The organism is Streptomyces sp. NPDC007905, from assembly GCF_042959345.1.
Lineage (GTDB): Bacteria > Actinomycetota > Actinomycetes > Streptomycetales > Streptomycetaceae > Streptomyces.
On record NZ_JBIBKS010000028.1, the window covers coordinates 1 to 24,709 of the forward strand.

Here is a 24,709-nt window from a genome sequence, read left to right on the forward strand (position 1 = left end):
GTGGGGTGCCTGCTGCCGTCGGCCCCTTGCCGCGGGGGGGGGGGCGCGCGCGGCCCCCCCCCCCCCCCCCCCGGCGGGGGGGGGGGGGGGGGCCGGCCCCCCCCCCCCCCCCCCCCCCCCCCCCCCCCCCCCCGCCAGTCCGCCGTCAGCTCCCGCGCGGCCCACGAACGGCGTGTGCAGTTCCCGCGCCGCCCGCGGCACCGACTCCGCGCGGCGGCGCTGGAGTCTTCGGCAGACCGCGGGTTTCACGACCCGAGAGCCGCTGGACAGGAGGCGTCCGTCACCGACGGTCTGCCCTGGCGTGTCCGTGATTCCCCGCCCGGGCCCGTCGGCGTGTCCGTGATGCGCTCGCACGTTCACGCACGGCTCTCGTCCCCACGTCGGCCGGCCGCGCCGCCGCCGTCCCCGTCGGCGCTCGGAGCCGGCCCCGAAGCAGCTTCCGGTTCAGGTGCCGCTCGTGTCCGCCGAGCGGGCCCGCGCCCCGGTCAGGGCCTGCAGGTGTGCCCGGCGGGTATGCGCCGTCTGGCCCTGCACCAGCAGGAACAGGCCTTCGCGAGCGAGGCGTTGGGCGCGGCTGGTCAGGGACATCGCGCGGCCTCCGCCGGCCACCACCGCCGCAGTGGTGGCGGCGCCGAGCACCTCGTACGCCTCCGCCCGCACGGCCAGCCGTTCCTCGGTCCGCTCGTGCGGCACCGGGTGGTCGGCCAGGGCGTAGGCCCGGCGGCGGACGTCGGCGAGGCGGGCGCGCAGGGGGCCGGAGAACTCCTCGTCCAGCAGGGACAGCGCCGCCTGTGCGACGCCGAACACCGCCGGGTTGGCGTTGAGCGTCCTGGCCCGGTCGCGGGGGGCCCACTGCTCGTACGGGATCCGCAGGGCCACCGCCTCCTCGGGCACCCGCAGGCCGTCCAGCTCCAGCGACACCGTACGAGCGGCGGTGAGCGCCGCGAGGCGCATCGGCGCCGAGGCCCGCAGACCCGGCTGCTCGCGTGCCTCGACGAAGGCGAACAGGGCCTCGCCCGCCTCGCTCCAGCCGGCGAGTAGCAGCACGTCGTTCAGGCCCCATCCGGTGTACCAGGGGACGGTCCCGTCGAACCGCCAGCCGTCGGCCGCCCGCCGGACCCGCACCGGGACGCGGGGATGGGCCCGCAGGTGCGCATATGCCACCCCGGACAGCAGCTCGCCCCGCGACATGGGCCCCAACAGACGTTCGCGCACCGGCAGTTCACTCTGCGCCAGGGTCTGCACCGGTGCGTGGTGCTGCGTCTGCACGAACCAGGTCGAGCAGCACGCCCCGGCCAGGATCTCCGCGGTCTCCCGCAGCACGGCCGACGGCGCCCCCGAGCCGCCGTACGCGACCGGCGCGACCACCCCGAGCAGCCCCGACCGCTTCACCGCCTCGATGTGACTCGCGGGCACGCCTTCCCGGTCCACCCGCTCGGCCTCGGGGAGGAGCAGATCGGCGGCAAGGCGACGGGCGGCGGCCATGAGCGGATGTCCGGTGTCGGTCATACGGCAGATTCTCCCGAAGATGCCGCCGGATGTTTCTTCCGCATCCACACGTCGCGCTGTCGATGCGGGCTCCCGCCGTTCGTGTAGGAGGTGACAGACACCCCCGAGACCGGGAAGACGCCCGGCAGGACGCCAAGGAGGACGTCATGAAGCACTACCTGCTCAGCGTGGTCCAGCCCGCCGGAGGGCAGCCGCCCGCCCCCGACGCACTCGCCGGGATCATGCGGGACGTCGAGGCCTTCAACGACGAACTGCGCGCGGCCGGGGCCTGGGTCTTCGCCGGCGGACTGCACGGCCCGGAGACCGCCACCATGCTCCGCCCCCAGGACGGCGACGTCCTCATCACCGACGGCCCCTACGCCGAGGGCAAGGAGTACCTGGGCGGACTGTGCCTGATCCGGGCCGCCGACCTGGACCAGGCCCTGGAATGGGGGCGAAAGGCCGCCCTGGCGACCACGCTGCCGATCGAGGTGCGGCCGTTCGTGGACCAGCACTGATGGCCGAAGCGCCCGGCATCGAGGCCGCCTTCCGCGCCGAGTACGGACGCGCGGTCTCCGTCCTCGTCCGCTTCCTCGGCGACATCGGCCTCGCCGAGGAAGCGGTGCAGGACGCCTTCGCGACCGCCGTGCGCACCTGGCCGGAGACCGGCGTGCCGCCGAGCCCGGCCGGCTGGATCATCACCACCGCCCGCAACCGGGCCGTCGACCGGTTGCGCCGCGAGTCCTCGCGGGACGCCCGGCACGCCGAGGCCGTCCGGCTGTACGCGCCCGACGCACCGCCCGAGGAGGGCCCCGTGCGCGACGACCGGCTCCGTCTGATCTTCACCTGCTGCCACCCCGCGCTCGCCCCGCAGTCCCGGGTCGCCCTCACCCTGCGCCTGCTCGGCGGCCTGAGCACCGCCCAGATCGCCCGTGCCTTCCTGGTCCCCGAGCCGACCCTCGCCCAGCGCCTGGTGCGGGCCAAGGCGAAGATCCGGGATGCGGGCATCCCGTACCGCGTGCCGCGCGACGCCGACCTGCCCGAGCGGCTCGACGGCGTCCTCGCCGTCGTCTACCTGATCTTCAACGAGGGCTACACCGGCGATCCCGCCCTGTGCGCGGAAGCCGTACGGCTGGGCCGGCTGCTGGCCGGGCTGATGCCGGACGAACCCGAGATCACCGGGCTGCTGGCACTCATGCTGCTGATCGAGGCGCGCCGCCCGGCCCGGCGGGACGCGGACGGCGTCCTGGTGCCGCTGCCCGAGCAGCACCGCGACCTGTGGAAGCGCGAGCTGATCACCGAGGGCCAGGACCTGGTCCGCCGCTGCCTGCGCCGCGGCCGGCCGGGGCCGTACCAGATCCAGGCCGCCGTCAACGCCGTGCACAGCGACGCGCAGACCGCCGCCGCCACCGACTGGGGGCAGATCCTGCGCCTGTACGACCAGCTGATGGCCGTGGCCCCCTCGCCGGTCGTCGCGCTGAACCGGGCGGTCGCGGTGGCCGAGGTCGAGGGCCCGGCCAAGGCCCTGGACCTGGTCGACTGCCTCACCCTCGGGCGCTACCACGTCCTGCACGCCGTCCGCGCCGATCTGCTGCGCCGTCTGGACCGGCCCGCCGAGGCGGCGAAGGAGTACCAGGCGGCGATCGAGCTGGCCGGGAGCGAGGCGGAGCGGGCGTATCTGCGGCGCCGCCGCCGGGACCTCCACGACGGGGCCACGTGACCCTTGTCACCGCCGACGGGCATCGGAATTTACTTGGGTACCTGAAAGGTTGGCATCTACACCTGACCCTGTCGAGACCTAGGCTCGGACCGACCGGCCCGTGCACCATCAGCGAGGTACCCGTGACCCACTCCACCCCCGAGCAGCCCGCCGACCTCGTGGCCCGGCTGCGCGCCACCTTCCGCACCGGCCGCACCAAGCCCGTCGAGTGGCGCACCGGCCAGCTCCTGCGCCTGCGCGCGATGCTCACGGAGAACGGCGCCGACCTCGCCGCCGCCCTCCACTCGGACCTCGGCAAGAGCGCCACCGAGGCCTATCGCACCGAGATCGACTTCACCATCCGCGAGATCGACCACACCCTGGAGCACCTGGACGAGTGGCTGCGCCCGGAGCCCGCACCCGTCCCGGCGCACCTCGGCGGTGACGCGACGGCCTGGACGCAGTACGACCCGCTCGGCGTCGTCCTCGTCATCGCCCCCTGGAACTATCCGGCCCAGCTCCTGCTCGCCCCCATGGTCGGCGCGCTGGCCTCCGGCAACGCCGTCGTGGCCAAGCCGAGCGAACTGGCCCCGGCCACCTCGGCCGCACTGGCCAAGCTGCTCCCGGCCCACCTGGACACCGACGCGGTCGCCGTGGTCGAGGGCGGCGTCCCGGAGACCACGGCCCTGCTGGCCGAGCGCTTCGACCACATCTTCTACACCGGCAACGGCACCGTCGGCCGTATCGTGATGCGTGCCGCGGCCGAGCACCTCACGCCGGTCACCCTGGAACTGGGCGGCAAGTCCCCGGTGTTCGTCGACCGCGGCACCGACGTCGAGGTGGTCGCCGACCGGCTCGCACGCGGCAAGTTCCTCAACGCGGGCCAGACTTGCGTCGCCCCCGACTACGTCCTCACCGACCCCGAGACCGCCGCCGCCCTGGAGAGCGCGCTCGTCGCAGTCGTCGAAACCCTCTACGGCACCGACCCTGCCGCCTCGCCCGAGTACGGCCGGATCATCAACGAGCGCCATTTCGACCGGCTTTCCGGTCTCCTCGACTCGGGCCGTGTGGTGGTCGGCGGCGGCAGCGACCGTACCCAGAGGTACATCGCGCCGACCGTGCTCGTGGACGTCGACCCGACGTCGCCCGTCATGCGGGAGGAGATCTTCGGCCCGATCCTGCCGATCGTCACCGTGCCCGGCCTGGACGCGGCGATCGACTTCATCAACGACCGCGACAAGCCGCTCGCCCTGTACGTCTTCACCGAGTCCGAGGAGACGCGCGGCCGCGTCGTTGCCGAAACCTCCTCCGGTGGCCTCGGCCTCGGTCTGCCCCTCGCCCACCTCACGGTCTCCGACCTGCCCTTCGGCGGGGTGGGGGAGAGCGGTATGGGCAGCTACCACGGGCGCTACTCGATGGAGACGTTCAGCCACCGCAAGGCGGTCCTGGCGAAGCCGCTCGGCTGAACTCCCCTTCCCCGCAAGGGATGTGCCAGACTCCGCCGATGACCGCTGAAACGATCACTGCGGACGCGTCCGGCACGTTCAACCTCGGCGACCTGCCCGTCCACCGCATCGGCTTCGGTGCCATGCGGCTGACGGGCAGCGCCGCCTTCCATCTCGGCACCCCGAGTGACCGGGAACGGTCTCTCGCCGTGCTGCGCAGAGCCGTCGAGCTCGGTGTGAACCACATCGACACAGCGGCCTTCTACTTCTCGTCGCTGCGGTCCGCGAACGAACTCATCAACACCGCCCTGTCCCCGTACCCTGGGGACCTGGTCGTCGTCACCAAGGTCGGCCCCTACCGTGACCACCACGGACAGTGGGGCCCCTCGGCCCGGCCCGACCAGCTGCGCGGGCATGTCGAGGAGAACCTGCGCCAGCTCGGGCGGGACCACCTGGACGTCGTCAACTTCCGCCGCCAGGGCCAGGATTCGATAGCCGAGCACTTCGGCGCCCTCGCCGAACTGCGTGCGGCGGGGCTCATCCGGCACCTCGGCGTCTCCGGTGTCGAACCGCGTCACCTCGCCGAGGCGCTGGAGATCGCGCCGGTGGTGTGCGTCCAGAACCGTTACGCGGTGGACCGCCCCGACCCCGTCGACGACGAGGTCCTGCGCCTGTGCGGCGAGCAAGGCATCGCCTTCGTCCCCTTCTACGCCGTCGCCGGCGCGGCCGGACAGCACGGCGCGACGACCGCCCACGACGAGGCGGTGCTCTCGGTCGCCCGGGCCCACGGCGTGAGCCCTGCCCAGATCCGTATCGCCTGGACCCTGCACCAGGGCCCGCACGTCCTCGCCATTCCCGGCACCGGCAACCCCGACCACCTCGTCCAGAACGTCGCCGCGGGGTCGCTGCGGCTCAACGACGAGGAGCTGGCGCGGCTCGGCAAGGAGCGCGCGCAGGCAGGCTGACGGCGGTCGCTGGTGTCAGCCCGCGCCGGTGGGGAGGGAGAGGCCGGCGTAGATCTGGTCGAGGACGGTGGGCAGCAGGGCCTGGGCCGTGGTCCGGCCCTCCGGCGACAGGGTGAGGTTCGTCCAGATCACGAGCGTGACGTCGTGCTCCGGGTCGTAGCCGATGAAGGAGTTGAAGCCCGGCATCTCACCGCCGTGGTAGTACATCGAGGCGTTCGGACCGAAGCGCTGCTGGGCGATGCCGTACCCGTATTTCTGCCCGTCGGGCGCGGCCGGGTCCTCGGCCCGCGGGCTGTGCAGCCACTGCTGCTGGAACGCGGGGCCGAGGACTCTGCCCGTCACCAGGGCTCTGATCCAGGTGGCCAGGTCGTCCGCGGTGGAGATGACGCCTCCGGCGGCGGTGGCGTAGGAGGGGTTCTGGTGGGTGTAGTCCGTCGGCCGGAGCTTTCCGGATCGGGCCGCCGCCGGCACATCGGCGGGGTAGGGCCGGTCGACCAGCGCGTAGGCCGATCCGCCGTACATGTAGCCGTGTGCACAGGGGGCGGGGAGGGACCGGTCCTCGGGGCCGGGCAACGAGGTCCCCACGAGGCCGAGCGGGGCGAACAGCCGGTCCCGGAACTGCTGGGCCAGGGGGCGGCCGCCGGCCTTTTCGGCGACGAGGCCCAGCAGCGCGTAGTTGGTGTTGCTGTACTCGTAGGACGTGCCGGGCGCGAAGTCCGGCCGGTGCCGGAAGGCGAGGGCCAGCATCTCCTGCGGTGTGCGGGCCCTGCCCGGGTCGGCGTCCAGGCTCGCGGCGAGTTCGGGCACGTCGGTGTAGTTGTGGAGTCCGCTGCGCATCGTCAGCAGTTCGGCGAGGGTGATGTGTGCGCCGCCCGGCACTCCGGGAACGTACGCGGACACCGGGTCGCTCAGCCGGAGCCTGCCGTCCTGGGCGAGGAGGAGGGTCAGCGCCGCGGTCATGGTCTTGGTGTTGGAGGCGATCCGGAAGTGGTCGGCCGTAGTGGGCGGTTCCGCCGTGCCCGACTCGGTCGTGCCGACGGTCGCCCGGAAGGTTCCCTGCGGAGTGCGCAGCAGGACCACGGCGCCGGGGACCATGAGCTTCTTCGCCGCACGCGCCACGGCGGACCGGAGCGCGGCCGGATCGATGGGCTTCAGCGCCGACGGAGTGGGGCCGGGGGCGCTCGCCGTCGCCGCAGGTGCGGCCGGCGCGTCGGCCAGGGCCGTGGAACTCGCCCCCGAGGGTGATGCGCAGCCCGCGACGAGCACGGCCGCGCACGCGGCGGGCACAGCCATGCGGCGGGCGTCAGCTCGGCGACTCCTCATGCCGACGTCACAGCCCTCGCGCTCGACGGTCCGGTACCGCGGCCGGGACGGAGCCGAAGTGATACGGCTGGAACAGGACCGAAGAGACCAAAAGGCAATAGGATGCATCATTTTATCAGCGCGACGGCCCCGCCCGTCGCGTGCGCCTCCGAGGGGCACCACCGCATCGTCGGGGGCGCCGGTGCCGGCATCGGCATTGTCGGAAGCGTCGGTGTCGACGGCCGGCGCGGCATTGTCGGCGGCCCCTTTCATAATGGTCGTACGGGCGCGCGGCTGCGGGACGGCACCCGGCTGACTACACTCATGTAGACGGTCTTCCGCACGGTGGACGAAGACGGGGTGAGGAACGTTCCATGACCGACGCCAAGGACGAACGTCGGCCGGCCGGCGAGCTCGAAGCGAGTGTCATGGCCGCCCTCTGGGCCGCCGGCGCGCCCCAGACGCCCGGCCAGGTGCAGCTGAGCCTCGGCGCGGACCTCGCCCGTACGACGGTGACGACGATCCTCACCCGCCTGCACGACAAGGGCATGGTCGAGCGGCACCGTCAGGGCCGCGGTTACGCCTACGTCCCGCTCCAGGACGCGCAGGGCCTCACCGCCCGCCGGATGCACAGCGAGCTGGACCGGGACAGCGACCGCGAGACCGTCCTCGCCCGCTTCGTCGCCCAGCTCAGCCCGGACGACGAACGCATCCTGCGCGACCTGCTCGAATCCGACGACTGATGACCGTACTGCTCCTGCTGCCCCTGCTGCTGCCGTTCGCCCTGTCGGCACTGGCCCGGCGGGCCCTGGACCGGCTCGCCCCCGTCGCCGCGCTGTGGGCGGTCACCGCGTGCGCGGTCGTCCTCGCGGGTTGCTCGCTCACCGCACTCGGCGCCTTCGTTCTGACCGGCCTGCTCAAGGTGCCGCTGTTCGCCGCCCTCGGCGAACTCGTCCACCCGCTGCGCACCGCCTCGGACCTCGTCGTCCTCCCTGCCGCCGCGACCTCCGTCGGCGTCCTCGCCGTGTGCGGCTGGACGTTCGTCCGCTCGGTGCTGCGCCAGACCCGCGCCTTCCGTGCCGCCCGCACGGAGGCCGGGCGCGGGCCCGCCGCGGGCGACCTGTGTGTCGTCGACTCGCCCCGTCCGGACGCCTACGCGCTGCCCGGGCGCCCGCACCGCATCGTCGTCACCACCGCCATGCTGCGCAGCCTCGACGGTCCCGAGCGCGAGGCGCTGTTCGCGCACGAGCGGGCGCACAACGAGGGCGGCCACCACTACTTCCTCGCCGCCGCCGAACTCGCGGCGCACTGCCATCCCGCCCTGCGCCCGGTCCGCGAGACCATCCGGCTCGCCGCCGAGCGCGCCGCCGACGAGGCCGCCGCGGTCTCGGTCGGCGACCGGCGGCTGACCGCCCGCGCCATCGCCCGCGCCGCCCTCGCCGGTCAGGCCGCCCGCTCCGAGCGCCCCGACTTCGCCGCCGCCGCGACCACGGGCCCGGTCCCGCAGCGCGTCCAGGCCCTGCTGGCCGCCCCCCGGACCCCGGGCCGGACCGGCCGCCGCATCGCCGCCCTCCTCCTCGCCTGCACCGCCGTCTCCTGCGTCGCATCGGTCACGGGGATGGCCGACTTCCACCACCGGGTGGAGGTCGCCCAGGGCGAGCGGCCCTGACCTCCTGCCTGGACGAACACCCGTCGCGGAGGTGACTGGCGCCGTCGACGTTTTACGTATAACCTCCCGGCTGACCACCCCCACCGGAAGGCCCCGATGCGACGCGTTGCCCTGGTCACCCTCGTCGTGGACGACTACGACGAGGCCATCCGCTTCTACACCGAGGCCCTCGGATTCCGGCTGGCCGAGGACGAGTCCCGGCCGGACGGCTCCCGCTGGGTGGTGGTCGAACCGGGTACGGCCGGCCCCGGCACCGGTCTGCTGCTCGCCCGCGCCAAGGGTGAGGAGCAGCGTGCCCGGATCGGGGACCAGACCGGCGGGCGGGTCGGCTTCTTCCTGCACACCGACGCCTTCGCCCGCGACCACGCCCGTATGACCGCCGCCGGAGTGACCTTCCTGGAGGATCCGCGCCACGAGCCGTACGGCACGGTCGCCGTCTTCCAGGACCTGTACGGCAACCGCTGGGACCTGCTCCAGCCCGCCGGCCACTGACCCACCACCGCACCACCTGCCGAGGAAACACACGCCCATGACCGCGCCCCGCATCGACACCGAGACCCTCCGCCGGCTTCCCAAGGCCGTGCTGCACGACCACCTCGACGGCGGCCTGCGCCCCGCGACCGTCGTGGAGCTCGCGGCCGCGGTCGGCCACACCCTGCCCACCACCGACCCCGACGAGCTGGCCGCCTGGTACTTCGAGGCCGCCAACTCCGGCGACCTGGTCCGCTACATAGCCACCTTCGAGCACACCCTCGCCGTGATGCAGAACCGCGAGGGCCTGCTGCGCACCGCCGAGGAGTACGTGCTCGACCTCGCCGCCGACGGAGTCGTCTACGCCGAGGTGCGCTATGCCCCCGAACTGATGCTCAAGGGCGGGCTGACACTCAACGAGGTCGTGGAGACCGTCCAGGAGGGCCTCGCCGCCGGTATGGTCAAGGCGGCCGCCGCCGGTACGCCCGTCCGCGTCGGCACCCTGCTCTGCGGCATGCGGATGTTCGACCGCGTCGGCGAGGCCGCAGAACTGGCCGTCGCCTACCGTGACGCCGGTGTCGTCGGCTTCGACATCGCCGGCGCCGAGGACGGCTTCCCGCCCGCCGACCACCTGGCCGCCTTCGAGCACCTGCGCCGCGAGAACGTGCCCTTCACCATCCACGCCGGCGAGGCGCACGGCCTGCCCAGCATCCACCAGGCCCTGCAGGTGTGCGGCGCCCAGCGCATCGGCCACGGCGTGCGCATCACCGAGGACATCCCCGACCTCGCGGCCGGCAAGCTCGGCCGCCTGGCCGGCTGGGTGCGCGACCGCCGCATCGCCCTGGAGATGTGCCCGACCTCCAACCTTCAGACCGGCTGTGCCACCTCGATCGCCGAGCACCCGATCACCGCGCTGAAGGACCTGGGCTTCCGGGTCACCCTCAACACGGACAACCGTCTGGTTTCCGGTACGACGATGACCCGGGAGATGTCCCTGCTCGTCGAGGAGGCCGGCTGGGGCCTGGAGGACCTGCGCACGGTCACGGTGAACGCCGTCAAGAGCGCGTTCCTCCCGTTCGACGAGCGCAACGCCCTCATCGAGGACGTGGTCCTGCCGGGTTACGCGGCCGCGCTCTGAAGCAGCCCCCGCAGGTAGGCGGCCTGTCCGATGTGCTGAAGATCGTCGGACAGGACGCTCACCAGGCGCACGCCCAGCGTGACCGGGGGATCCCAGCGCTCGTCCACGATCCGTTCGAGATCCTTGGCGGCGAGGGCGCGCAGGGCGCCGAGCGTCTGTTCGTGCACGGCGTCGTAGTACCCGATGAGCAGGTCGGCCGACTCGACCCGCACCTTCGCGACCTTCGCGGGACTGTGCCCGTAACCGGTGTCGTGGCGGGGCAGGTCGAGGCCGAAGCGCTTCTCCCAGCCCTGTGACAGCCACACCTGGTCGAGGTCGAAGGCGTCGGCGACGTGGTCGTCCTGGACCCGGGTGAGGTGCCAGACGAGCCACGCGACGGAGTTGGCGTCGGGGGCCGGGCGGGAGTGCAGCTCGTCCGGTCCGAGGCCGTCGAGGGCGGCATGGACTTCTTCCTGGATGCGGCCGTAGCCGTCGATGAGGATGTCCTTCGCATGCATGCGTCCACCATCGCGCATCGCGCGTGGTCATGCGTCCGGAATCCAGCTCCCGTGGAAGCCGAGCGGCACCCGCTCGGACAGGTGTACCCGCGCCACCGGCCCGCCGGTGAAGTCCCGCGCCGCGAGGATCACCGGGCCGGCGCCTCCCGGTAGGGATCGTGGACGTACGAGAGCGCGTATCCGTCATCTTCCGCCGCCCTCCCGTCGCGCAGCCGCGCACCCCCTGCACCATGCCCTCGCCGAGCATCCAGTGGTGCGTGCGCGGATCCTCCGGGCCGAGGACGCTGGGGCCGTCGCGCGGGAAGCGGCCGTCAGCTCGCGTGGGATGCGGCCGGTGACCGGCAGGTCGAAGGCGGTCAGCTCCTCGGCCACCGGCCTGAACGCGTTCTCCAGGAAAGGATGGTGACGCTCGGTCGTCCGCTCGGCCGAACCGGCGCCGGCTCATGTCCGGGCGTTCCGGCGAGCGCGCCCGCCGCCGCGATGCCGGCGGCGCCCCGCAGCACCGTCCGCCGTGTGTGTTCCGTCATCTTCCGTACTCCCACCGCCGTCGACGTGCCCGACGGTCGCGAGTCTGCGGCGGCGGGCAGCCGGAATCAGCAGGCCTGCCCGTCCTGGGGTGGTGCCAGGCCCCCTGTCTCGAGGAGCGTGACCAGCGCGCGGGCCGCCGGGCTGGTGGCCCGCTCCGGCGGCAGCAGGGCCACCGTCTCGTACTCCGCCTCGCCGGCGCCCTTCAGCGGGAGCGCCGTGAGCGAGGGCCGCTTGTGCCGGAAATGACGGGGTACGACGGCGACGCCGAGGTTCTCGTCGACCAGGTCCAACAGGCTGTGCACGTCGTTGACCTCCAGGGCGACCGTGCGCCGGACGCCGGCCGCACTGAAGGCGGCGTCGGTGGTGCGGCGCGGCCCCCAGTCCGGGTGGAAGTCCACGAAGACCTCACCGGCCAGGTCGTCCGGTGCGAGTACCGCGCCGGCCGACGCGAGGCGGTGGCTGGGGTGGCACAGGACGGTCATCGGCTCGCTGGTCAGGGACACCGAGCGCAGCTGGTCGCTGTCCGCCTGGGTGCGGTAGGCGAATGCCAGGTCCAGCCGCCCGGCCGCGACCTCCTCGGCCAGCGCTCCCGAGCCCGCCTGCCGCAGTCGGATCTCCACGTCCGGATGCCGCCGCCGGAAGCCCGCCAGCAGCCGCGCCACATGCACCCCGGCGATGCACTGCTCGGTGCCCAGTGCCAGCGTGCCGCGCAGCACGCCCTGCACCGCGGCCACCGCCTCGTGCGCCGAGCGCACCTGCGCCAGGATCCGCTCGGCCTCGACCAGCAGCGCGCGCCCCGCCTCGGTGAGCGTGACCCGCCGGGTGGTGCGGACGAACAGCGGTGCCCGCAGCTCCCGTTCCAGCGCCCGGATGGACGCCGACAGGCCGGACTGGGACACCAGCAGGCGTTCGGCGGCCCGGGTGAAGTGCTGGTCCTCGGCGACCGCGACGAAGTGCTGGAGATGGCGCAGTTCCATGATTGAGAAGCCTAGTCGCACAATTCCATCGGATTCTCCTGTTGGACCGCTGTACGTGACCCAGGGAACAGTGGACCTGGTAGATCGTGTGCCAACCCCTCTGGAGTCGCGTTGTACACCGCACACCCCGACCGTTACGCCGACATGCCCTACCGGCGCACCGGACGCAGCGGCCTGAAGCTCCCCGCGCTGTCGCTCGGCCTGTGGCACAACTTCGGGCCCGACCGGCCCGCCGAGACCCAGCGCGCCATCCTGCGCCGTGCCTTCGACCTCGGCATCACCCACTTCGACCTCGCCAACAACTACGGTCCGCCGCCCGGCGCCGCCGAGTCCGCGCTCGGCGACGCCCTGAAGGCCGACTTCACGCCGTACCGCGACGAGCTGGTCATCTCCACCAAGGCGGGCTACCTCATGTGGCCCGGTCCGTACGGTGAATGGGGCTCGCGCAAGTACCTGCTGTCCTCGCTCGACCAGAGCCTCGCGCGGCTGGGCCTCGACCACGTCGACATCTTCTACTCGCACCGCCCCGACCCGGACACTCCCCTGGAGGAGACGATGGGCGCCCTGCACTCGGCGGTGCAGCAGGGCAAGGCGCTCTACGTCGGCGTCTCCAACTACTCGACGGAACAGACCCGCGAGGCCGCCCGCATCCTCGGCGAACTCGGCACCCCGCTCCTCATCCACCAGCCGCGCTACTCGATGCTCGACCGGCGCCCCGAGGACGAGGGCCTGCTGGACGCCCTGGACGAGCTGCGGGTCGGCTCCATCGTCTACTCCCCGCTGGAGCAGGGCCTGCTCACCGGCCGCTACCTCGACGGCATCCCCGAGGACTCCCGCGCGGCCGGCGACAGCCCCTTCCTGAACTCGGACGCGGTGACGGAGGACCTGGTCGGCCGATTGCGCGCCCTGGACCAGATCGCCACGTCCCGCGGCCAGACCCTGGCTCAGCTGGCCCTGGCCTGGGTGCTCCGGGGCGGCCGGGTGACCTCCGCCCTGGTCGGCGCGAGCAGCGCCAGGCAGATCGAGGACAGCGTCGGCGCGATCCGCAACCTGGACTTCGACGACGAGGAACTGGCGCGGATCGACGCGATCGTCAGGCCGTGAGCCGCTCGCCGACCTCCCAGAGGCGGGCCGCCGCCTCGGGGTCCACCGCGTAGGGCAGGACGCCCGGCAGCTCCGCTCGGGCGTACCACTCGGCCTCGCTCTGCGCGGTCACCTGCGGGCTGATGTCGCAGTTCTCAACAGTAGACGCCGCCCAGGCCGGCCAGCTGCGGGGCGGTGGCGCACCCCACGCTGGTGGCCGCTCCCTGCGGCACGGTCCTGAGCTGTGCCCAGCGACCCGGCGGAGGTCGCCGTCGATCCGCGCACCGGCATGGGTGAGCTCGGCGGGGGAGCGGAAGTGGTGTGCGTCTCCGGGCACATCGACCTCAGGGACGGCGGCGACCTGCTGCGCCGGGCCCTGCCCGAGCTGATCCACATGCGCGCCACCGCCGTCGAGGCCCCGGTGCTGGGCCGGCTCACCGCGGAGCTGATGGAGGAGATGGCCGGCGGCCGGCCGGGTTCGCACTCCTCCTCCGACCACCTGGCCCAGCTGATGTTCGCCCAGGTGCTGCGGGCCTGCCTCGGCGAGGCCGCGGGCCCGCTGCCCGGCTGACTGCGGGCGCCGGCGGACGAGAGGCCGGCTGCCGCCTGGCGGCTGATGCACGCCGACCCGGCCCACCCCTGGCAGCCGGAGGAACTGGCCCGGGCCGCCGCGATGTCCCGGACCACCTTCGCCGTGCGTTTCCGGGAGGCCGCCGGCGTGCCACCCCTCACCTGTCTGCAGAACTGGCGCATGAGCCTGGCCGCCCGTGCCCTCAGGCAGGACCCCATCCCGGTCGCGGCACTGGCACGTTCGGTCGGATACACCTCCGAGAGCGCCTTCAGCAACGCCTTCACACGTGCCGTCGGGGTCGCGTCCCGCCGCTACCGGGAGACGGCTGGGAGTTGAGCCGTTCCAGGAGGCGCACGGTCACCGCGTCCCCCTCGCTCTTGCCGATCGCCCTGCGCACGGCGGCCCTGACGGGCAGCTTGTGCGTGCCGTCGCCCAGGGCCATGAAGGAACTCCGGAAAGGATGGCCGTCGACCGTGCCGCGGACCTTGACGAGTCCGCGGGTGCCGAAGAATTCCGCGGACCGTGGCCAGACGACATACGTCCAGCCGCCTTTCCCCGGGCTTTTGCGCAGGACCGCGGTGAATTCCTCGTCCACTTTCCCCGTGCTGCCCGTCTTCTTGCCGGTGGTCATGACGGTCTCCGCTCGCGGTGATCTCTTTCCGGGCCGCACCGGGGAGTGCGCCCCGGCCTTTCCTTCACCAGACCGCCGCGAGCGGGAGAACTCATCGCGACCCGGCCTCAGGCGCCGGCGGGCACCCTGTCTAGGAAGCCCAGCACCTGGCGGATGCGGCCCTCGCCGTCCAGCGTGATCACGTCGAACCCGGCCACCGGCGCCGAGCCGTCCGCCTCGTTCACCAGTTCCCAGCCGAAGCGGGCGGTGTCGTGGTGCCCGTCCACCGCACCGAGGAGGCGGAACGCGAACCCCGGGAACTGCTCGTGGGCCGCCGCGATCACGGCCGCGATCTGCTCGTGCCCGCGCACGTCGGCGAGCGGGTCGGTGTAGCTGCCGTCCGCGGTCCAGGCCGCGGCGACCGCCTTCCGCAGGGCCTCCGGCTCGGTGGCGTTCCAGGCCTCGAAGTAACGGGCGACGGCGCTGTCGTAACTGTACGTGTTCACGGTCATGGCGAATCAGCCTCCATCGAGGGCAACTGCTGGTCAGGACCCGGATCCGGGCTTCGCCGATCCGGTGTCACCACCATGCCCGAGCGGCGCGGGCCGGGTCGATTACCTCCCGGGTAAGGCCCGGGGCGCCGTATGCCCGTCGCAATTTCGGCCAGAACGGACGGTGAATATGCCAAGAGGCTGGCCGGAAAGTCATGGTGACAGTGTTTCGGGAGTGGCGATACTCGAACGCCAAGGGCACTTCACCGCACAGGAGCCGTACGGAAAGCGAGGCCGGGCCGGCACACCAGCGAGGCGACGGGGGAGTGATCGTGCACGACGAATTCCTGTGCCATGTCACGGCGTACGGCATGTGCGGCGGACAGCGCATCGGCGTACCGCTCGGCACCTATCGCGCGCCCACCCTGGCCCTGGCCCTGTGGTGGCTGCGGGACCGCGCGTCCTGGATCGCCGAGCGGCTCGACCCGAGCCCGGAGGACCCCGCCTACCCGGCGGGGGCGCTCGTCCCGGTCGCGCACACGGTGGCCGACGTCCCCGCGCTGCTGCGCGCCTGGTGCGCCGATGCCGCCCGGCAGGAGCTGGTCGCGGACGAGCTGGCGGGCGGACGGCTGGTGCGGATCGCCGCCAGCGACGACACCACCGAGTACGAGCTGCTCGCCGAGTCCGTCGACGCGCTGCGCATGCAGCGCACCCTCCCGGCGCTCGTCGTCCCCGTCGCCTGAGACGGTCCACGGCGAGGCAGACCGTGGACCGCCCCGACCGCACGGGCACAGACAAGAACGAATCGGTAGAATTCAGGCCATGGCGGAGCGTCCGGTCGCCCCGACAGCGCTCGAACTCGTCCTGGAGACCGACACGGGCTCCACGGTGCTGAGCCCGGGCCAGGACTACCACGTCGGCCGCGATCCGTTGAGCGACATCGTGTTCGACGATGCCCGGGTCTCGTGGCACCACGCGGTGCTGCGCTGCGACCGCGACCGCTGGACGCTCAAGGACACCGAGAGCACCAACGGCACCTACGCCGACGGCCGCCGCGTCCAGGAGTGGGGCGTCCGCCCCGGCAGCGTCATCCGCTTCGGCAACCCCGACGACGGCCCCCGGGCCGTCCCGGTCGGTCCGCTCGCACCCGCCGCCGACCGCCCCTCGGCCGTCTCGCATCCCGAGCTGACCGGAACCTTCCGCACCCCGAGCAGCGTACGGCCGCTGCCCGCGCACACGATCCGCATCGGCCGCGACGCCCGCAACGACCTCGTCGTCGACGACCTGAACGTCTCCCGCCGCCACGCCGAACTGCGCGCCCTCGCCGAGGGGGGCTACGAGATCGTCGACCTCGGCAGTCACAACGGCACCTACCTCAACGGCCGGCCGGTCGCCCGCGCCCCGGTCGGCCCCGGCGACATCGTCGGCGTCGGCCACGTCACGTACTGCCTGGTCGGCGACGAACTGCGGGAGTACGTCGACACCGGTGAGGTGTCCCTCGACGTGCAGGACCTCACGGTCACCGTGGACCGCGGCCGCAAGGCCCTCCTCGACCACGTCTCCTTCCCGGTGGGGGAGAAGTGCCTGCTCGCGGTGGTCGGACCGAGCGGCGCCGGCAAGTCCACACTGCTGAACGCCCTGACCGGCCAGCGACCCGCCGACCACGGCACCGTCCTGTACGACGGCCGCGACCTGTACCGCGACTACGCCGAGCTGCGCGGGCGCATCGGCCTGGTCCCGCAGGACGACATCCTGCACCCCCAGCTCACCGCGCGCGCCGCCCTGTCCTACGCCGCCGAGCTGCGCTTTCCCGGGGACACGGCGAAGTCCGAACGGCGGGCCCGGGTCGACGAGGTGATCCGGGAACTGGGTCTCGAGCAGCGCGCCGAGCAGCCCGTGCACCGCCTCTCCGGCGGCCAGCGCAAGCGGGTCAGCGTGGCCATGGAACTGCTGACGAAGCCGTCGCTGCTGTTCCTGGACGAGCCGACCTCCGGCCTCGACCCCGGCATGGACCGCTCGGTGATGCACATGCTGCGCGGACTGGCCGACGACGGCCGGACCGTCATCGTGGTCACGCACAGCGTGCTCAGCCTCGGCGTCTGCGACCGTCTCCTGGTCCTCGCCCCCGGCGGCCGGATCGCCTACTTCGGCCATCCCGACGACGCCCTCGCCTTCTTCGGCTTCGAGCAGTGGCCGGAGGCCTTCGAGGCCTTCGACCGCGACCAGGACCGGGACTGGGCGCGGGAGTACCGCGACTCGCCCTTCCACCGGCACTACGTCATCGAGGCCACCACCCAGCCCCGCCGCCCGGACGCCGCACCGGCCGCCCCCGCGCCACCGCCCCGCCCCCGCAGCCGGCACGCGCAGCTCGGTACCCTGGTGCGCCGCTACACCGCCGTCCTCGCCGCAGACCGCACCTTCCTCGCCGTCATGATCGCCCTGCCCTTCGTGATGGGCGCCATGGACCGGGCCCTGGCGGGCGGGAAGCTCACCCAGGACACCGCGATGAACGCGCTGCTCATCCTGTGCGTCGGCGGCGTGCTCACCGGCGCCGCCAACGCGGTGCGCGAACTCGTCAAGGAGCGCGCGGTCTACGGACGCGAACGCGCCGTCGGTCTGCCCAGATCGGCATACCTCATGTCCAAGATCGTGGTGCTCGGCGCCATCACGGTCGTCCAGGCCGTCGTCCTCACCCTGGTCGCGCTGCTCGGCGTGGACATCAACGCACCCGGCGGCCGAGGCGTCATGATGCCACCTCTCGCCGAGATCACCCTCGCCGTCGCCCTGCTGTCCTTCACCGCGATGATGCTCGGCCTGCTGGTCTCCGCGCTGGTGCGCAAGGAGGAGGTGACGATGCCGCTGCTGGTGCTGCTGGCCGTCGTCCAGGTCGTCTTCTGCGGCGCCCTGCTCCCGTTGCACGGCGTACCCGTCCTCGAAGAGCTGTCCTGGCTGGTGCCCTCGCGGTGGGCGCTCGGTGCGATGGCGAGCACGGTCGGGCTCGCCCGGCTCGTGCCCGGCGACCTCACCGCCGACCCCCTGTTCCGGCACTCGGCCGGCGTCTGGCTGCTCAGCCTCACCATGCTGGTCGGGCTCTCAGCGGCCTACGGCGTCCTGGTCGCCCTGCTGCTGCGCCGGCACGAACCCGCCGTGATGCGGAAGTAGGCGAGGCGATGCCGAAACCGTCGAAACCGCCGGCCTCCGGATTCCGGCCCACGCACGTCGTCCCGCCGAACGGCATGCCCGCATGGGAGGCCCCGGACCCCGACAGGCCCACGGTGCCCCTCGACCCGCTGCTGCCCGTGGTGCTGGTGGAGCGGCTCGGCGACTGGGGGCACATCCGCTGTGCCAACGGCTGGGCCGCCTGGGTCGACGGCCGCCACCTGGTCGCCGTACCCCGGGACCCGCCCGCCACCGACGGACCGCCCGCCGGCACCGCCGACCCGCGTCCCCTCCTGGCCCGCGCCGAAGAGGCCCTGGCCGACTACCGGGCTGCGGTGGAGGAGCTCGCCGGCGGCGGCCTGGACGGGCAGTCCTTCGAGGACCGTACCCACGGACTGCGGATCGGGGTCGTGGTCGACGGGGAGTCCATGTGGGTGTACGACCACGACCAGGAGCGCTGGCTGTACGGCGACGGGCGGCAGCTGACCACCTACGCCACCGACCGGACGGCCTCGGACGAGGACTCCGGGCACGCACCCACCCGGTTCGTCGCCCCGAAGGGTGAGTCCTGATGGCGGGCCGGGCGAGCCTGTCCTCCGGGCGGCCCTCGGAGCTGATCGGCTGCCAGGTGGCGAGCTACCTCGTCGAGAGCGAGGTCGGCCGCGGCGGCATGGCCGTCGTCTACCGGGCCCGCGACCTGCGCCTGGACCGCACGGTCGCGCTCAAGCTCCTGGCCCCGGAGCTCGCCCGCAACGACACCTTCCGGCAGCGCTTCACGCACGAGTCCCGGGTGGCCGCCGCGATCGACCATCCGCACATCGTGCCCGTCTTCGAGGCCGGCGAGACGGACGGCGTGCTCTACATCGCCATGCGGTACGTACCCGGCAGCGATCTGCGCCACCTCCTGGACGAACGCGGGCCGTTGCCGTTCGACGTCGCCGTGCGCATCGCCGTCCAGGTGGCCTCCGCGCTCGACGCGGCTCACGAGCACGGCCTGGTCCACCGGGACGTGAAGCCCGGCAACGTCCTGGTCGCCCGGGGCACCGACAGCGACCACCCCGAGCACGTCTACCTCACCGACTTCGGACTGACCAAGAAGTCGCTGTCCTTGACCGGGTTCACCAGCGTCGGCCAGTTCGTCGGCACCCTCGACTACGTGGCCCCGGAGCAGATCTCGGGCCGGCCCGTCGACGGCCGCTGCGACGTCTACGGCCTCGCCTGTGTCGTCTACGAGACCCTGGCCGGACGCCCGCCCTTCCAGCGCGAGGACGACATGGCCCTGCTGTGGGCCCACCAGTACGACGAACCGCCCCCACCGAGCGAGACCCGCCCCGACCTGCCGCGGACCGTCGACGCCGTCTTCGCCAAGGCACTCGCCAAGAGTCCCGACGCCCGCTACGACACCTGCCTCGGCTTCATCGCCGCCCTGCGCGCCGCCCCGTCCGGCGGCCCAGGCGACGACCACCCGGCCACGGAGACGCACCGGAAGGCGCCCGTCGAGCCCCGGCAGCCGCCCGGGTGGGCACAGCCCGTCTTCCGCAGGGCCTCCTGAGGCATGAGGGATTTTCACGACCGGCCCTGGGGTCCGGCCCTGCTCCGCCGGCGCACCGGGCGGGCCGGCAGTGCGCCCAGGAAGCCGGTGGCCAGCCCCCACAGCGCGCCGAGGCCCACCGCCTGCCACAGCCCGGGCTTGAGGAACAGCTCCCCGGACAGGCCGCCGCCCAGATCGCCGATGCCGAGCAGGGACAGGCCGTAGTGCGCCGAGACCCGGCAGAGCAGACAGACCATGAACACCGTCAGGGCCAGGGCGACGGCCAGCCGCAGGGCGTGCCGCCGGGCCGGGACGCGGGCCGGGGACCGCACCGCCATCAGGAAGGCGACCGCGGGCAGCAGCACCACGTCCGCGACCAGCAGCCACCACATGCCGCTGTCGTAGTCGGTGAGCGTGCGCAGGTTCAGCGTGGCGATGTCGGGGGTGCGCAGGATCTCGTCCAGCACGTGCGGCATCGGCAGGCCGAACGGGCCGTCGACGCGGCCGTGCCAAGTGGCGCCCATGCCGAGGGTGAGGGCGAGCCACGCCAGGTTGGGCAGGCCGAGCAGGATCACCGCGAACGTCTCGCCGACGTGGCCGCGCGTCGCCGCCGACACGAGCCCGACGACCAGGCCCAGGACGACGTACCCGAGCAGCAGCACGAGCATGGCGTGCGCCGCCGGCCGTACCGAGGCGTGGAAGCGCAGCAGCCGCCCCGGCAGTGGTGCGCCGGGCGCGACGAGCAGGGCCACGACCAGCACCCCCGCGAGCCACAGCAGTCCGAACAGCATGGTCAGCGGCACGTCCGTGGTGAACCCGACCTTCGGTGCCGCGTCGAACAGGCCGGTGAGATCGCTGAGGGTGCCGTTGCCCACGTCCACGGCGAAGGTCTGCCGAGCGGCGAACGCGAGGCCGATGAGCGCGAGCAGCCACAGCACCGCGATCCGGGCGGCCCAGCCGGCCAGCTCCCCGGCCGACGCAACGGCACGGTGCCGCAGCGGGCGCAGGAAGCCCGCGCCGATCACCAGGGCGCCGGCCAGCGTCACCGACAGGGGCATCACGGTCAGGCCGGCCCTGGTTCTCGCCAGTGCGCCGGCGCCGCCGGAGAGTTCGAGCGTGCCGCCGACCGCGGTCACCACGGTGGCCACCACCACCCGTGCGAACGCCCCGTCCGGCAGATCGGCCGCCCCGGCCGCCCACAGCCCCAGCGCGGCGAGCACGACCATCACGACCAGCCCGGTCAACACCGTGGCCACGGCCCGCACCCAGCCGTGACGGGCGGCGGCCGGTGCGGGGGCGGTCGCAGGGCTCACCCTTGTCACGCTAAGCAGCACCCGGGCACCCCGCCCGTCGGGTGGCCCGTCCGCGTCGGCTTGCGGCGCCCCTGGGGCAGGAGGACACAATGGGTTCGATGTGCTGTAAGTGCACAAAAAGGGGAGTCTGTCTGATATAAGCCGCTCATTGCGACGGGAAGAAGGGCTCGTGAGCGTCGAACCTCCGTCCTCCGGCCGCCCGACCGGGCCCCCCTCCGGCCCTCTGTCGGGAGCCTCCCAGCCCCCCGTGGGACCGCCCTCGCCGCCACCGGGCGGCGGTTCCGGGGCCGGATCCGGCGAGCCGCACCGGCCGTGGTGGAAATCCGCGCCTCGCATGGCCGCCCTCACCGCCGTCGTGGTCGCCGCGGCCGTCGTGGCGGTGGTGCTCACCCGTCCAGGGGGCGGCTCCTCCGCGAAGAGCGGCGAGGTCTTCCTGCAGGCAGCCAACCAGACCGGCCCGGACCCCTTCACGGAGTCCACCGCGACCGACGGTTCCGCCCCGCCGACGGCCTACTCGACGAAGTCCTCCGCTCCGCGGACCTCCACCGCTGCGGGAACCTCCTCCGCTTCGAGGGCACCGTCGGCGCCCACCAACGAGGTGCGCGCGGTCCAGGGCGGCGCGCCGGGCCTGTACAGCGGCACCCGGAACCGCCCAAGCTGTGACGTGGAGAAGCAGATCAGGGCACTGCAGGCGGAGCCTGCGAAGAACCGCGCGTACGCCTCCCAGGTCGGTGTCCAGCCGTCCGCCGTCCCGGCCTACCTGCGCTCCCTCACCCCCGTGACGCTGCGCGCCGACACCCGTGTCACCAACCACGGCTACCGCGCCGGCGGCGCCACCAGTTTCCAGTCCGTTCTCCAGGCGGGCTCAGCCGTCCTGGTCGACGGGCACGGCATGCCCCGGGCGCGCTGCGCCTGCGGCAACCCGCTGACACCGCCGGTCGCCCAGCGCGCTCCGCGACTGACGGGTGACCACTGGGCGTCGTACCGGCCCTCGAACGTCATCGTGGTGACGCCGACGCCGGTGGTCGTCAACGTCTTCGTGATCTACGACCCCCACCACGGCGACTGGTTCCGCCGCCACCGCGGCGACGACACCGGCCGCCACGACCAGCACGTCCAGCCGCCGAAGGACCCCCACCCCTGGAACCGGCCGGCCTCCTGCCTGCCCACTCCGGGTACGACGGGGACACCGGGAGCCTCCCCGACGTCCTGCCCGTCGACACCGACACCGACACCGACGTCGACGTCGAGCAACTCCTCCAAGTCGTCGTCTTCGTCGTCCTCTTCGTCTTCGTCCTCGTCTTCGCCCAGTTCGAGTTCGCAGTCGCCGTCGTCCAAGACACCGTCGTCCAAGTCGCCGTCGTCCGAGACACCGTCGTCCAAGTCGCCGTCGTCGGAGTCGCCGTCGTCCGAGACACCGTCGTCCAAGTCGCCGTCGTCCGAATCCCCGTCGACGCAGGGCTCCACCTCGGGGCCTGCGTCCTCGACGTCCTACCTGCCTCAGAGCTCGTCCGGCCACGGAGCGTCCACGCAGTCGGAGAGCGAAAGCGCCCCCGGCTCGTCGGCCGCGAACTCTCCAGCGACGTGAGGGACAGGATGCCGTTCCCCGTACGCGATCGGCGAAACGGGCTCGGGGGGACTGCCGGGCCCGGCTCGGGGTACGAGGACTGGTGCAACAGTGGCCGGATCGGGCTTCCGGAGAGAGACACGAATGACCGAGTACCTGGGCGGGGCAGTGATACCGACTGGTTTCGACGTACCCGTGGAGCCGCTGCGACGCGCGGCGCACTACACCGGTGAACCCGGATGCATCGCCGAGGCGCGGGCCTTCGCCGCCCAGTTCCTCCAGCAGCTCAGGAAGGAGTGGTGCGCGGCCATCGACAGCCGGACCGACGGTGAGCTGCTCCTTGTCGTGAGCGAGCTCGTCACCAACGCCGACCAGCACAGCACCGGCCCGTACATCCTGGAACTGGAGGGCACGGACAGCGCGGTCATGGTGGCCGTGTACGACAGCAGCTCGGCCCTGCCCCGCCGGTTCCCCAAGAACCCCGAACGCGTCGGCCGGCACGGTCTGGAGATCGTGCACGCCGTGGCCTCCGAGGTCACCGTGCAGCGCGTCCCGGTCGGCAAGTGCGTGTGCGCGCGGGTGGAACTGAAGCCGTGAATCCCCGACGGCCCTTGACCGGGCTCGTGGGTCCATGGGCGGACCCGGTCAAGGGCCGTCGCGGCCTTCCTCTCGTCAGGCGCAGCCGAGTTCGCCGAGCATCCCCTGGCGCAGCCGCATGATGATCCGCTTGATCAGGCGGGAGACGTGCATCTGGGAGCAGCCCAGCCGTTCCCCGATCTCCGCCTGGGTCGCCTCCTCGACGAACCTCATGTGGATGATCTGCCGGTCGCGGTCGCTGAGTTCGGCCATGAGCGGAGCGAGGGCGTGGAAGTCCTCGACGAGCCTGAGGCCCTCCTCCTCGATCCCGATGAAGTCCGCGAGCACGGCCTCCCCGTCCTCGGGGCCGTCACCCGTGAGCGCCGCGTCCAGGGAGGCGGAGTTGTACCCGTTCGAGGCGAGCTGGGCCTCGACCACCTCGTCCTGGGAGATGTTCATGAGCGTGGCCAGCTCCGCGACGGTCGGATCCCGGTCGAGCCGGCTGGACAGCTCCTCGCGGGCCCTGGCCAGCTCCACGCGGGCCTCCTGCAGCCGCCGCGGCACGTGCACCGCCCAGGTGGTGTCCCGGAAGAACCGCTTGATCTCGCCCACGATGTAGGGCAGCGCGAAGGAGGTGAACTCGACCTCGCGCGACAGTTCGAACCGGTCGATGGCCTTGATCAGCCCGATCATGCCGGTCTGGACGATGTCCTCCATGTCGTCGCCGCGGCCGCGGAACCGTCCGGCCGCGAAGCGCACCAGCGACATGTTCATCTCGATGAGGGTGTTGCGCGCGTACTGGTACTCGTGCGTGCCCTCCTCCAGCTCGGTGAGCCGGCGGAAGAACTGGCGGGACAGCTCCCGTGCGTCACGCGGCGCAACGGATGCCGGGTCCTCGATGCCAGGCAGTGCTCCCTCGCCCGCCCTGTCCTGCTCGGTCCCCTCGACGACCTCTGCTTGTGACCGGATCCCGGCGGTGTTCATTACCTCTCCCACGAAAGTCACGGTTCGACGTCTGCCTGTGCGGCCTCTGTGTGTCCGATCTCTGCCCGATAGCGTGTTCCCCCGGATACCCCGAATCCGAGTTCCCATGCGTCACCACGACCTTCTTTACGGTGCGAGTACCCGCGGTGACACCACGCATGCCCCTGCCCGCCCGCGTCGGCGGGAAATCGGCGCCGTCCGGGTGCGGCGGCGGTGCCGGGGCCTACTAGGGTGAGGGGGTGACCGACCAGGTGAGCGACGCAACCCGTGTGATCCCGCTGCGCCCGGAGCCCACGCGTTCCGACGGGCCGGAAACCGCGCGCAGGGAGCCCCTGTGGCGCGATCTGGTCGGTGAGGTGCTGCGGCGCGAGCGGCTGGCGCAGGAACGCACCCTGCGCGACGTGGCCGACGCGGCCCGGATCTCGCTGCCCTATCTCTCCGAGATCGAACGCGGCCGCAAGGAGGCCTCCTCCGAGGTCCTCGCGGCCGCCGCCCATGCGCTCGGCCTGGGCCTCGGCGACCTGCTGTCGCTCGCGCACGGTGAGCTGACCCGGCACACCGGCGCGGCCCACCGCACGACCGCGGCGCCACGGCACCCGTACCAGCCGTACAACGGGCTGTGCCTGGCCGCCTGAGGCACCCTCC

At 72.7% G+C, this 24,709-nt stretch carries 27 protein-coding genes and 1 pseudogene; 18 read left to right on the plus strand and 10 right to left on the minus strand.

The annotated features are described in order from the left end of the window. Positions 1 to 444 precede the first annotated feature (444 nt). Entirely contained in the window at positions 445 to 1,509 is a 1,065-nt protein-coding gene (locus ACFZDC_RS35335) for an acyl-CoA dehydrogenase family protein (protein ID WP_391330297.1), read from the minus strand. A gap of 146 nt (positions 1,510 to 1,655) precedes the next feature. On the opposite strand from ACFZDC_RS35335, the gene ACFZDC_RS35340 reads away from it, so the two are divergent. From ACFZDC_RS35340 to ACFZDC_RS35355, 4 genes are all read left to right on the plus strand, one after another. Then, positions 1,656 to 2,006, plus strand: coding sequence for a YciI family protein (locus ACFZDC_RS35340; RefSeq protein ID WP_391330299.1), 351 nt, complete (start codon positions 1,656 to 1,658; stop codon positions 2,004 to 2,006). Beyond that, positions 2,006 to 3,208, plus strand: a complete 1,203-nt coding sequence (locus ACFZDC_RS35345) for a sigma-70 family RNA polymerase sigma factor (protein WP_391330300.1) — start codon at positions 2,006 to 2,008, stop codon at positions 3,206 to 3,208. The genes ACFZDC_RS35340 and ACFZDC_RS35345 overlap by 1 nt, the downstream gene beginning before the upstream one ends. A 122-nt stretch (positions 3,209 to 3,330) precedes the next feature. Further along, a complete protein-coding gene (locus ACFZDC_RS35350) occupies positions 3,331 to 4,653 on the plus strand; it encodes an aldehyde dehydrogenase family protein (protein ID WP_391330302.1) in 1,323 nt (440 codons plus the stop codon). Between the two features lie 38 nt (positions 4,654 to 4,691). Continuing rightward, positions 4,692 to 5,597 carry an aldo/keto reductase gene (locus tag ACFZDC_RS35355; protein WP_391330304.1) on the plus strand — a complete coding sequence of 302 codons (906 nt, stop codon included), beginning with the start codon at positions 4,692 to 4,694 and terminating at the stop codon, positions 5,595 to 5,597. Positions 5,598 to 5,612: 15 nt separating this feature from the next. Here the strand turns inward: ACFZDC_RS35355 and ACFZDC_RS35360 are convergent, their stop codons facing one another. Next, positions 5,613 to 6,890, minus strand: a complete 1,278-nt coding sequence (locus tag ACFZDC_RS35360) for a serine hydrolase (RefSeq protein WP_391330306.1) — start codon at positions 6,888 to 6,890, stop codon at positions 5,613 to 5,615. Positions 6,891 to 7,273: 383 nt separating this feature from the next. Here ACFZDC_RS35360 and ACFZDC_RS35365 point away from each other — a divergent pair, with 383 nt between their 5' ends. The 4 genes from ACFZDC_RS35365 (at position 7,274) to ACFZDC_RS35380 (ending at position 10,177) form a co-directional block, all read left to right on the plus strand. Then, positions 7,274 to 7,642 carry a BlaI/MecI/CopY family transcriptional regulator gene (locus ACFZDC_RS35365; protein ID WP_391330308.1) on the plus strand — a complete coding sequence of 123 codons (369 nt, stop codon included), beginning with the start codon at positions 7,274 to 7,276 and terminating at the stop codon, positions 7,640 to 7,642. After that, positions 7,642 to 8,568 carry a M48 family metalloprotease gene (locus ACFZDC_RS35370; RefSeq protein WP_391330310.1) on the plus strand — a complete coding sequence of 309 codons (927 nt, stop codon included), beginning with the start codon at positions 7,642 to 7,644 and terminating at the stop codon, positions 8,566 to 8,568. Before ACFZDC_RS35365 ends, ACFZDC_RS35370 begins: the two co-directional genes overlap by 1 nt. A gap of 96 nt (positions 8,569 to 8,664) precedes the next feature. Next, positions 8,665 to 9,060: a VOC family protein gene (locus ACFZDC_RS35375; protein ID WP_391330312.1), complete on the plus strand. Its 396-nt coding sequence runs from the start codon at positions 8,665 to 8,667 to the stop codon at positions 9,058 to 9,060. 37 nt (positions 9,061 to 9,097) lie between these two features. Further along, positions 9,098 to 10,177, plus strand: a complete 1,080-nt coding sequence (locus ACFZDC_RS35380; protein WP_391330314.1) for an adenosine deaminase — start codon at positions 9,098 to 9,100, stop codon at positions 10,175 to 10,177. On the opposite strand, the gene ACFZDC_RS35385 is transcribed toward ACFZDC_RS35380, so the two are convergent. From ACFZDC_RS35385 to ACFZDC_RS35395, 3 genes are all read right to left on the minus strand, one after another. Then, the gene (locus ACFZDC_RS35385) at positions 10,159 to 10,674 is read right to left on the minus strand and encodes a DUF664 domain-containing protein (RefSeq protein ID WP_391330315.1); all 516 of its coding nucleotides are present in this window, start codon (positions 10,672 to 10,674) and stop codon (positions 10,159 to 10,161) included. The two genes, ACFZDC_RS35380 and ACFZDC_RS35385, sit on opposite strands and share 19 nt — an antisense overlap. Positions 10,675 to 10,701: 27 nt before the next feature. Beyond that, a complete protein-coding gene (locus tag ACFZDC_RS35390) occupies positions 10,702 to 10,806 on the minus strand; it encodes a carotenoid oxygenase family protein (RefSeq protein ID WP_391330316.1) in 105 nt (34 codons plus the stop codon). Positions 10,807 to 11,267: 461 nt separating this feature from the next. After that, complete coding sequence (locus ACFZDC_RS35395) at positions 11,268 to 12,179, minus strand: LysR substrate-binding domain-containing protein (RefSeq protein ID WP_391330317.1); 912 nt, start codon at positions 12,177 to 12,179, stop codon at positions 11,268 to 11,270. 111 nt (positions 12,180 to 12,290) lie between these two features. On the opposite strand from ACFZDC_RS35395, the gene mgrA reads away from it, so the two are divergent. Beyond that, positions 12,291 to 13,283, plus strand: coding sequence for an L-glyceraldehyde 3-phosphate reductase (gene mgrA / locus ACFZDC_RS35400; RefSeq protein WP_391330318.1), 993 nt, complete (start codon positions 12,291 to 12,293; stop codon positions 13,281 to 13,283). Here mgrA and ACFZDC_RS35405 read toward each other — a convergent pair. Continuing rightward, positions 13,273 to 13,395 (minus strand): hypothetical protein, encoded by a 123-nt coding sequence (locus ACFZDC_RS35405; protein ID WP_391330320.1) that lies wholly within the window; start codon positions 13,393 to 13,395, stop codon positions 13,273 to 13,275. The two genes, mgrA and ACFZDC_RS35405, sit on opposite strands and share 11 nt — an antisense overlap. Positions 13,396 to 13,506: 111 nt before the next feature. On the opposite strand from ACFZDC_RS35405, the gene ACFZDC_RS35410 reads away from it, so the two are divergent. Both ACFZDC_RS35410 and ACFZDC_RS35415 read left to right on the plus strand, forming a co-directional pair. Further along, positions 13,507 to 13,833, plus strand: coding sequence for a cupin domain-containing protein (locus ACFZDC_RS35410; RefSeq protein ID WP_391330321.1), 327 nt, complete (start codon positions 13,507 to 13,509; stop codon positions 13,831 to 13,833). A gap of 45 nt (positions 13,834 to 13,878) precedes the next feature. Next, positions 13,879 to 14,169, plus strand: coding sequence for a helix-turn-helix domain-containing protein (locus ACFZDC_RS35415; protein ID WP_391330323.1), 291 nt, complete (start codon positions 13,879 to 13,881; stop codon positions 14,167 to 14,169). Here ACFZDC_RS35415 and ACFZDC_RS35420 read toward each other — a convergent pair. Both ACFZDC_RS35420 and ACFZDC_RS35425 read right to left on the minus strand, forming a co-directional pair. Then, positions 14,114 to 14,464: a DUF1905 domain-containing protein gene (locus tag ACFZDC_RS35420; protein ID WP_391330325.1), complete on the minus strand. Its 351-nt coding sequence runs from the start codon at positions 14,462 to 14,464 to the stop codon at positions 14,114 to 14,116. The two genes, ACFZDC_RS35415 and ACFZDC_RS35420, sit on opposite strands and share 56 nt — an antisense overlap. 107 nt (positions 14,465 to 14,571) lie before the next feature. Then, positions 14,572 to 14,955 (minus strand): nuclear transport factor 2 family protein, encoded by a 384-nt coding sequence (locus ACFZDC_RS35425; protein ID WP_391330327.1) that lies wholly within the window; start codon positions 14,953 to 14,955, stop codon positions 14,572 to 14,574. A 311-nt stretch (positions 14,956 to 15,266) separates the two neighbouring features. On the opposite strand from ACFZDC_RS35425, the gene ACFZDC_RS35430 reads away from it, so the two are divergent. The 4 genes from ACFZDC_RS35430 (at position 15,267) to ACFZDC_RS35445 (ending at position 19,645) form a co-directional block, all read left to right on the plus strand. Next, a complete protein-coding gene (locus tag ACFZDC_RS35430) occupies positions 15,267 to 15,677 on the plus strand; it encodes a hypothetical protein (protein WP_391330329.1) in 411 nt (136 codons plus the stop codon). A 79-nt stretch (positions 15,678 to 15,756) separates the two neighbouring features. Then, on the plus strand, positions 15,757 to 18,096 hold the full coding sequence (locus ACFZDC_RS35435; RefSeq protein WP_391330331.1) for an FHA domain-containing protein: 2,340 nt from the start codon (positions 15,757 to 15,759) through the stop codon (positions 18,094 to 18,096). An 8-nt stretch (positions 18,097 to 18,104) separates the two neighbouring features. Then, complete coding sequence (locus tag ACFZDC_RS35440) at positions 18,105 to 18,665, plus strand: hypothetical protein (RefSeq protein WP_391330333.1); 561 nt, start codon at positions 18,105 to 18,107, stop codon at positions 18,663 to 18,665. Continuing rightward, positions 18,665 to 19,645, plus strand: coding sequence for a protein kinase (locus ACFZDC_RS35445; protein WP_391330334.1), 981 nt, complete (start codon positions 18,665 to 18,667; stop codon positions 19,643 to 19,645). Before ACFZDC_RS35440 ends, ACFZDC_RS35445 begins: the two co-directional genes overlap by 1 nt. Before the next feature lie 14 nt (positions 19,646 to 19,659). Here ACFZDC_RS35445 and ACFZDC_RS35450 read toward each other — a convergent pair whose 3' ends face one another. Next, complete coding sequence (locus ACFZDC_RS35450) at positions 19,660 to 20,937, minus strand: streptophobe family protein (protein WP_391330335.1); 1,278 nt, start codon at positions 20,935 to 20,937, stop codon at positions 19,660 to 19,662. Between the two features lie 169 nt (positions 20,938 to 21,106). Here ACFZDC_RS35450 and ACFZDC_RS35455 point away from each other — a divergent pair. Both ACFZDC_RS35455 and ACFZDC_RS35460 read left to right on the plus strand, forming a co-directional pair. Next, positions 21,107 to 22,390 (plus strand): annotated as a pseudogene (locus ACFZDC_RS35455) (DUF6777 domain-containing protein); the annotation flags it as partial. A 258-nt stretch (positions 22,391 to 22,648) separates the two neighbouring features. Then, on the plus strand, positions 22,649 to 23,101 hold the full coding sequence (locus tag ACFZDC_RS35460) for an ATP-binding protein (protein WP_391330336.1): 453 nt from the start codon (positions 22,649 to 22,651) through the stop codon (positions 23,099 to 23,101). Between the two features lie 75 nt (positions 23,102 to 23,176). On the opposite strand, the gene ACFZDC_RS35465 is transcribed toward ACFZDC_RS35460, so the two are convergent. Beyond that, entirely contained in the window at positions 23,177 to 24,064 is an 888-nt protein-coding gene (locus ACFZDC_RS35465; protein ID WP_391330338.1) for a SigB/SigF/SigG family RNA polymerase sigma factor, read from the minus strand. A 239-nt stretch (positions 24,065 to 24,303) separates the two neighbouring features. Here ACFZDC_RS35465 and ACFZDC_RS35470 point away from each other — a divergent pair, with 239 nt between their 5' ends. Then, positions 24,304 to 24,699 carry a helix-turn-helix domain-containing protein gene (locus ACFZDC_RS35470; RefSeq protein WP_391330340.1) on the plus strand — a complete coding sequence of 132 codons (396 nt, stop codon included), beginning with the start codon at positions 24,304 to 24,306 and terminating at the stop codon, positions 24,697 to 24,699. Positions 24,700 to 24,709: the final 10 nt, after the last annotated feature.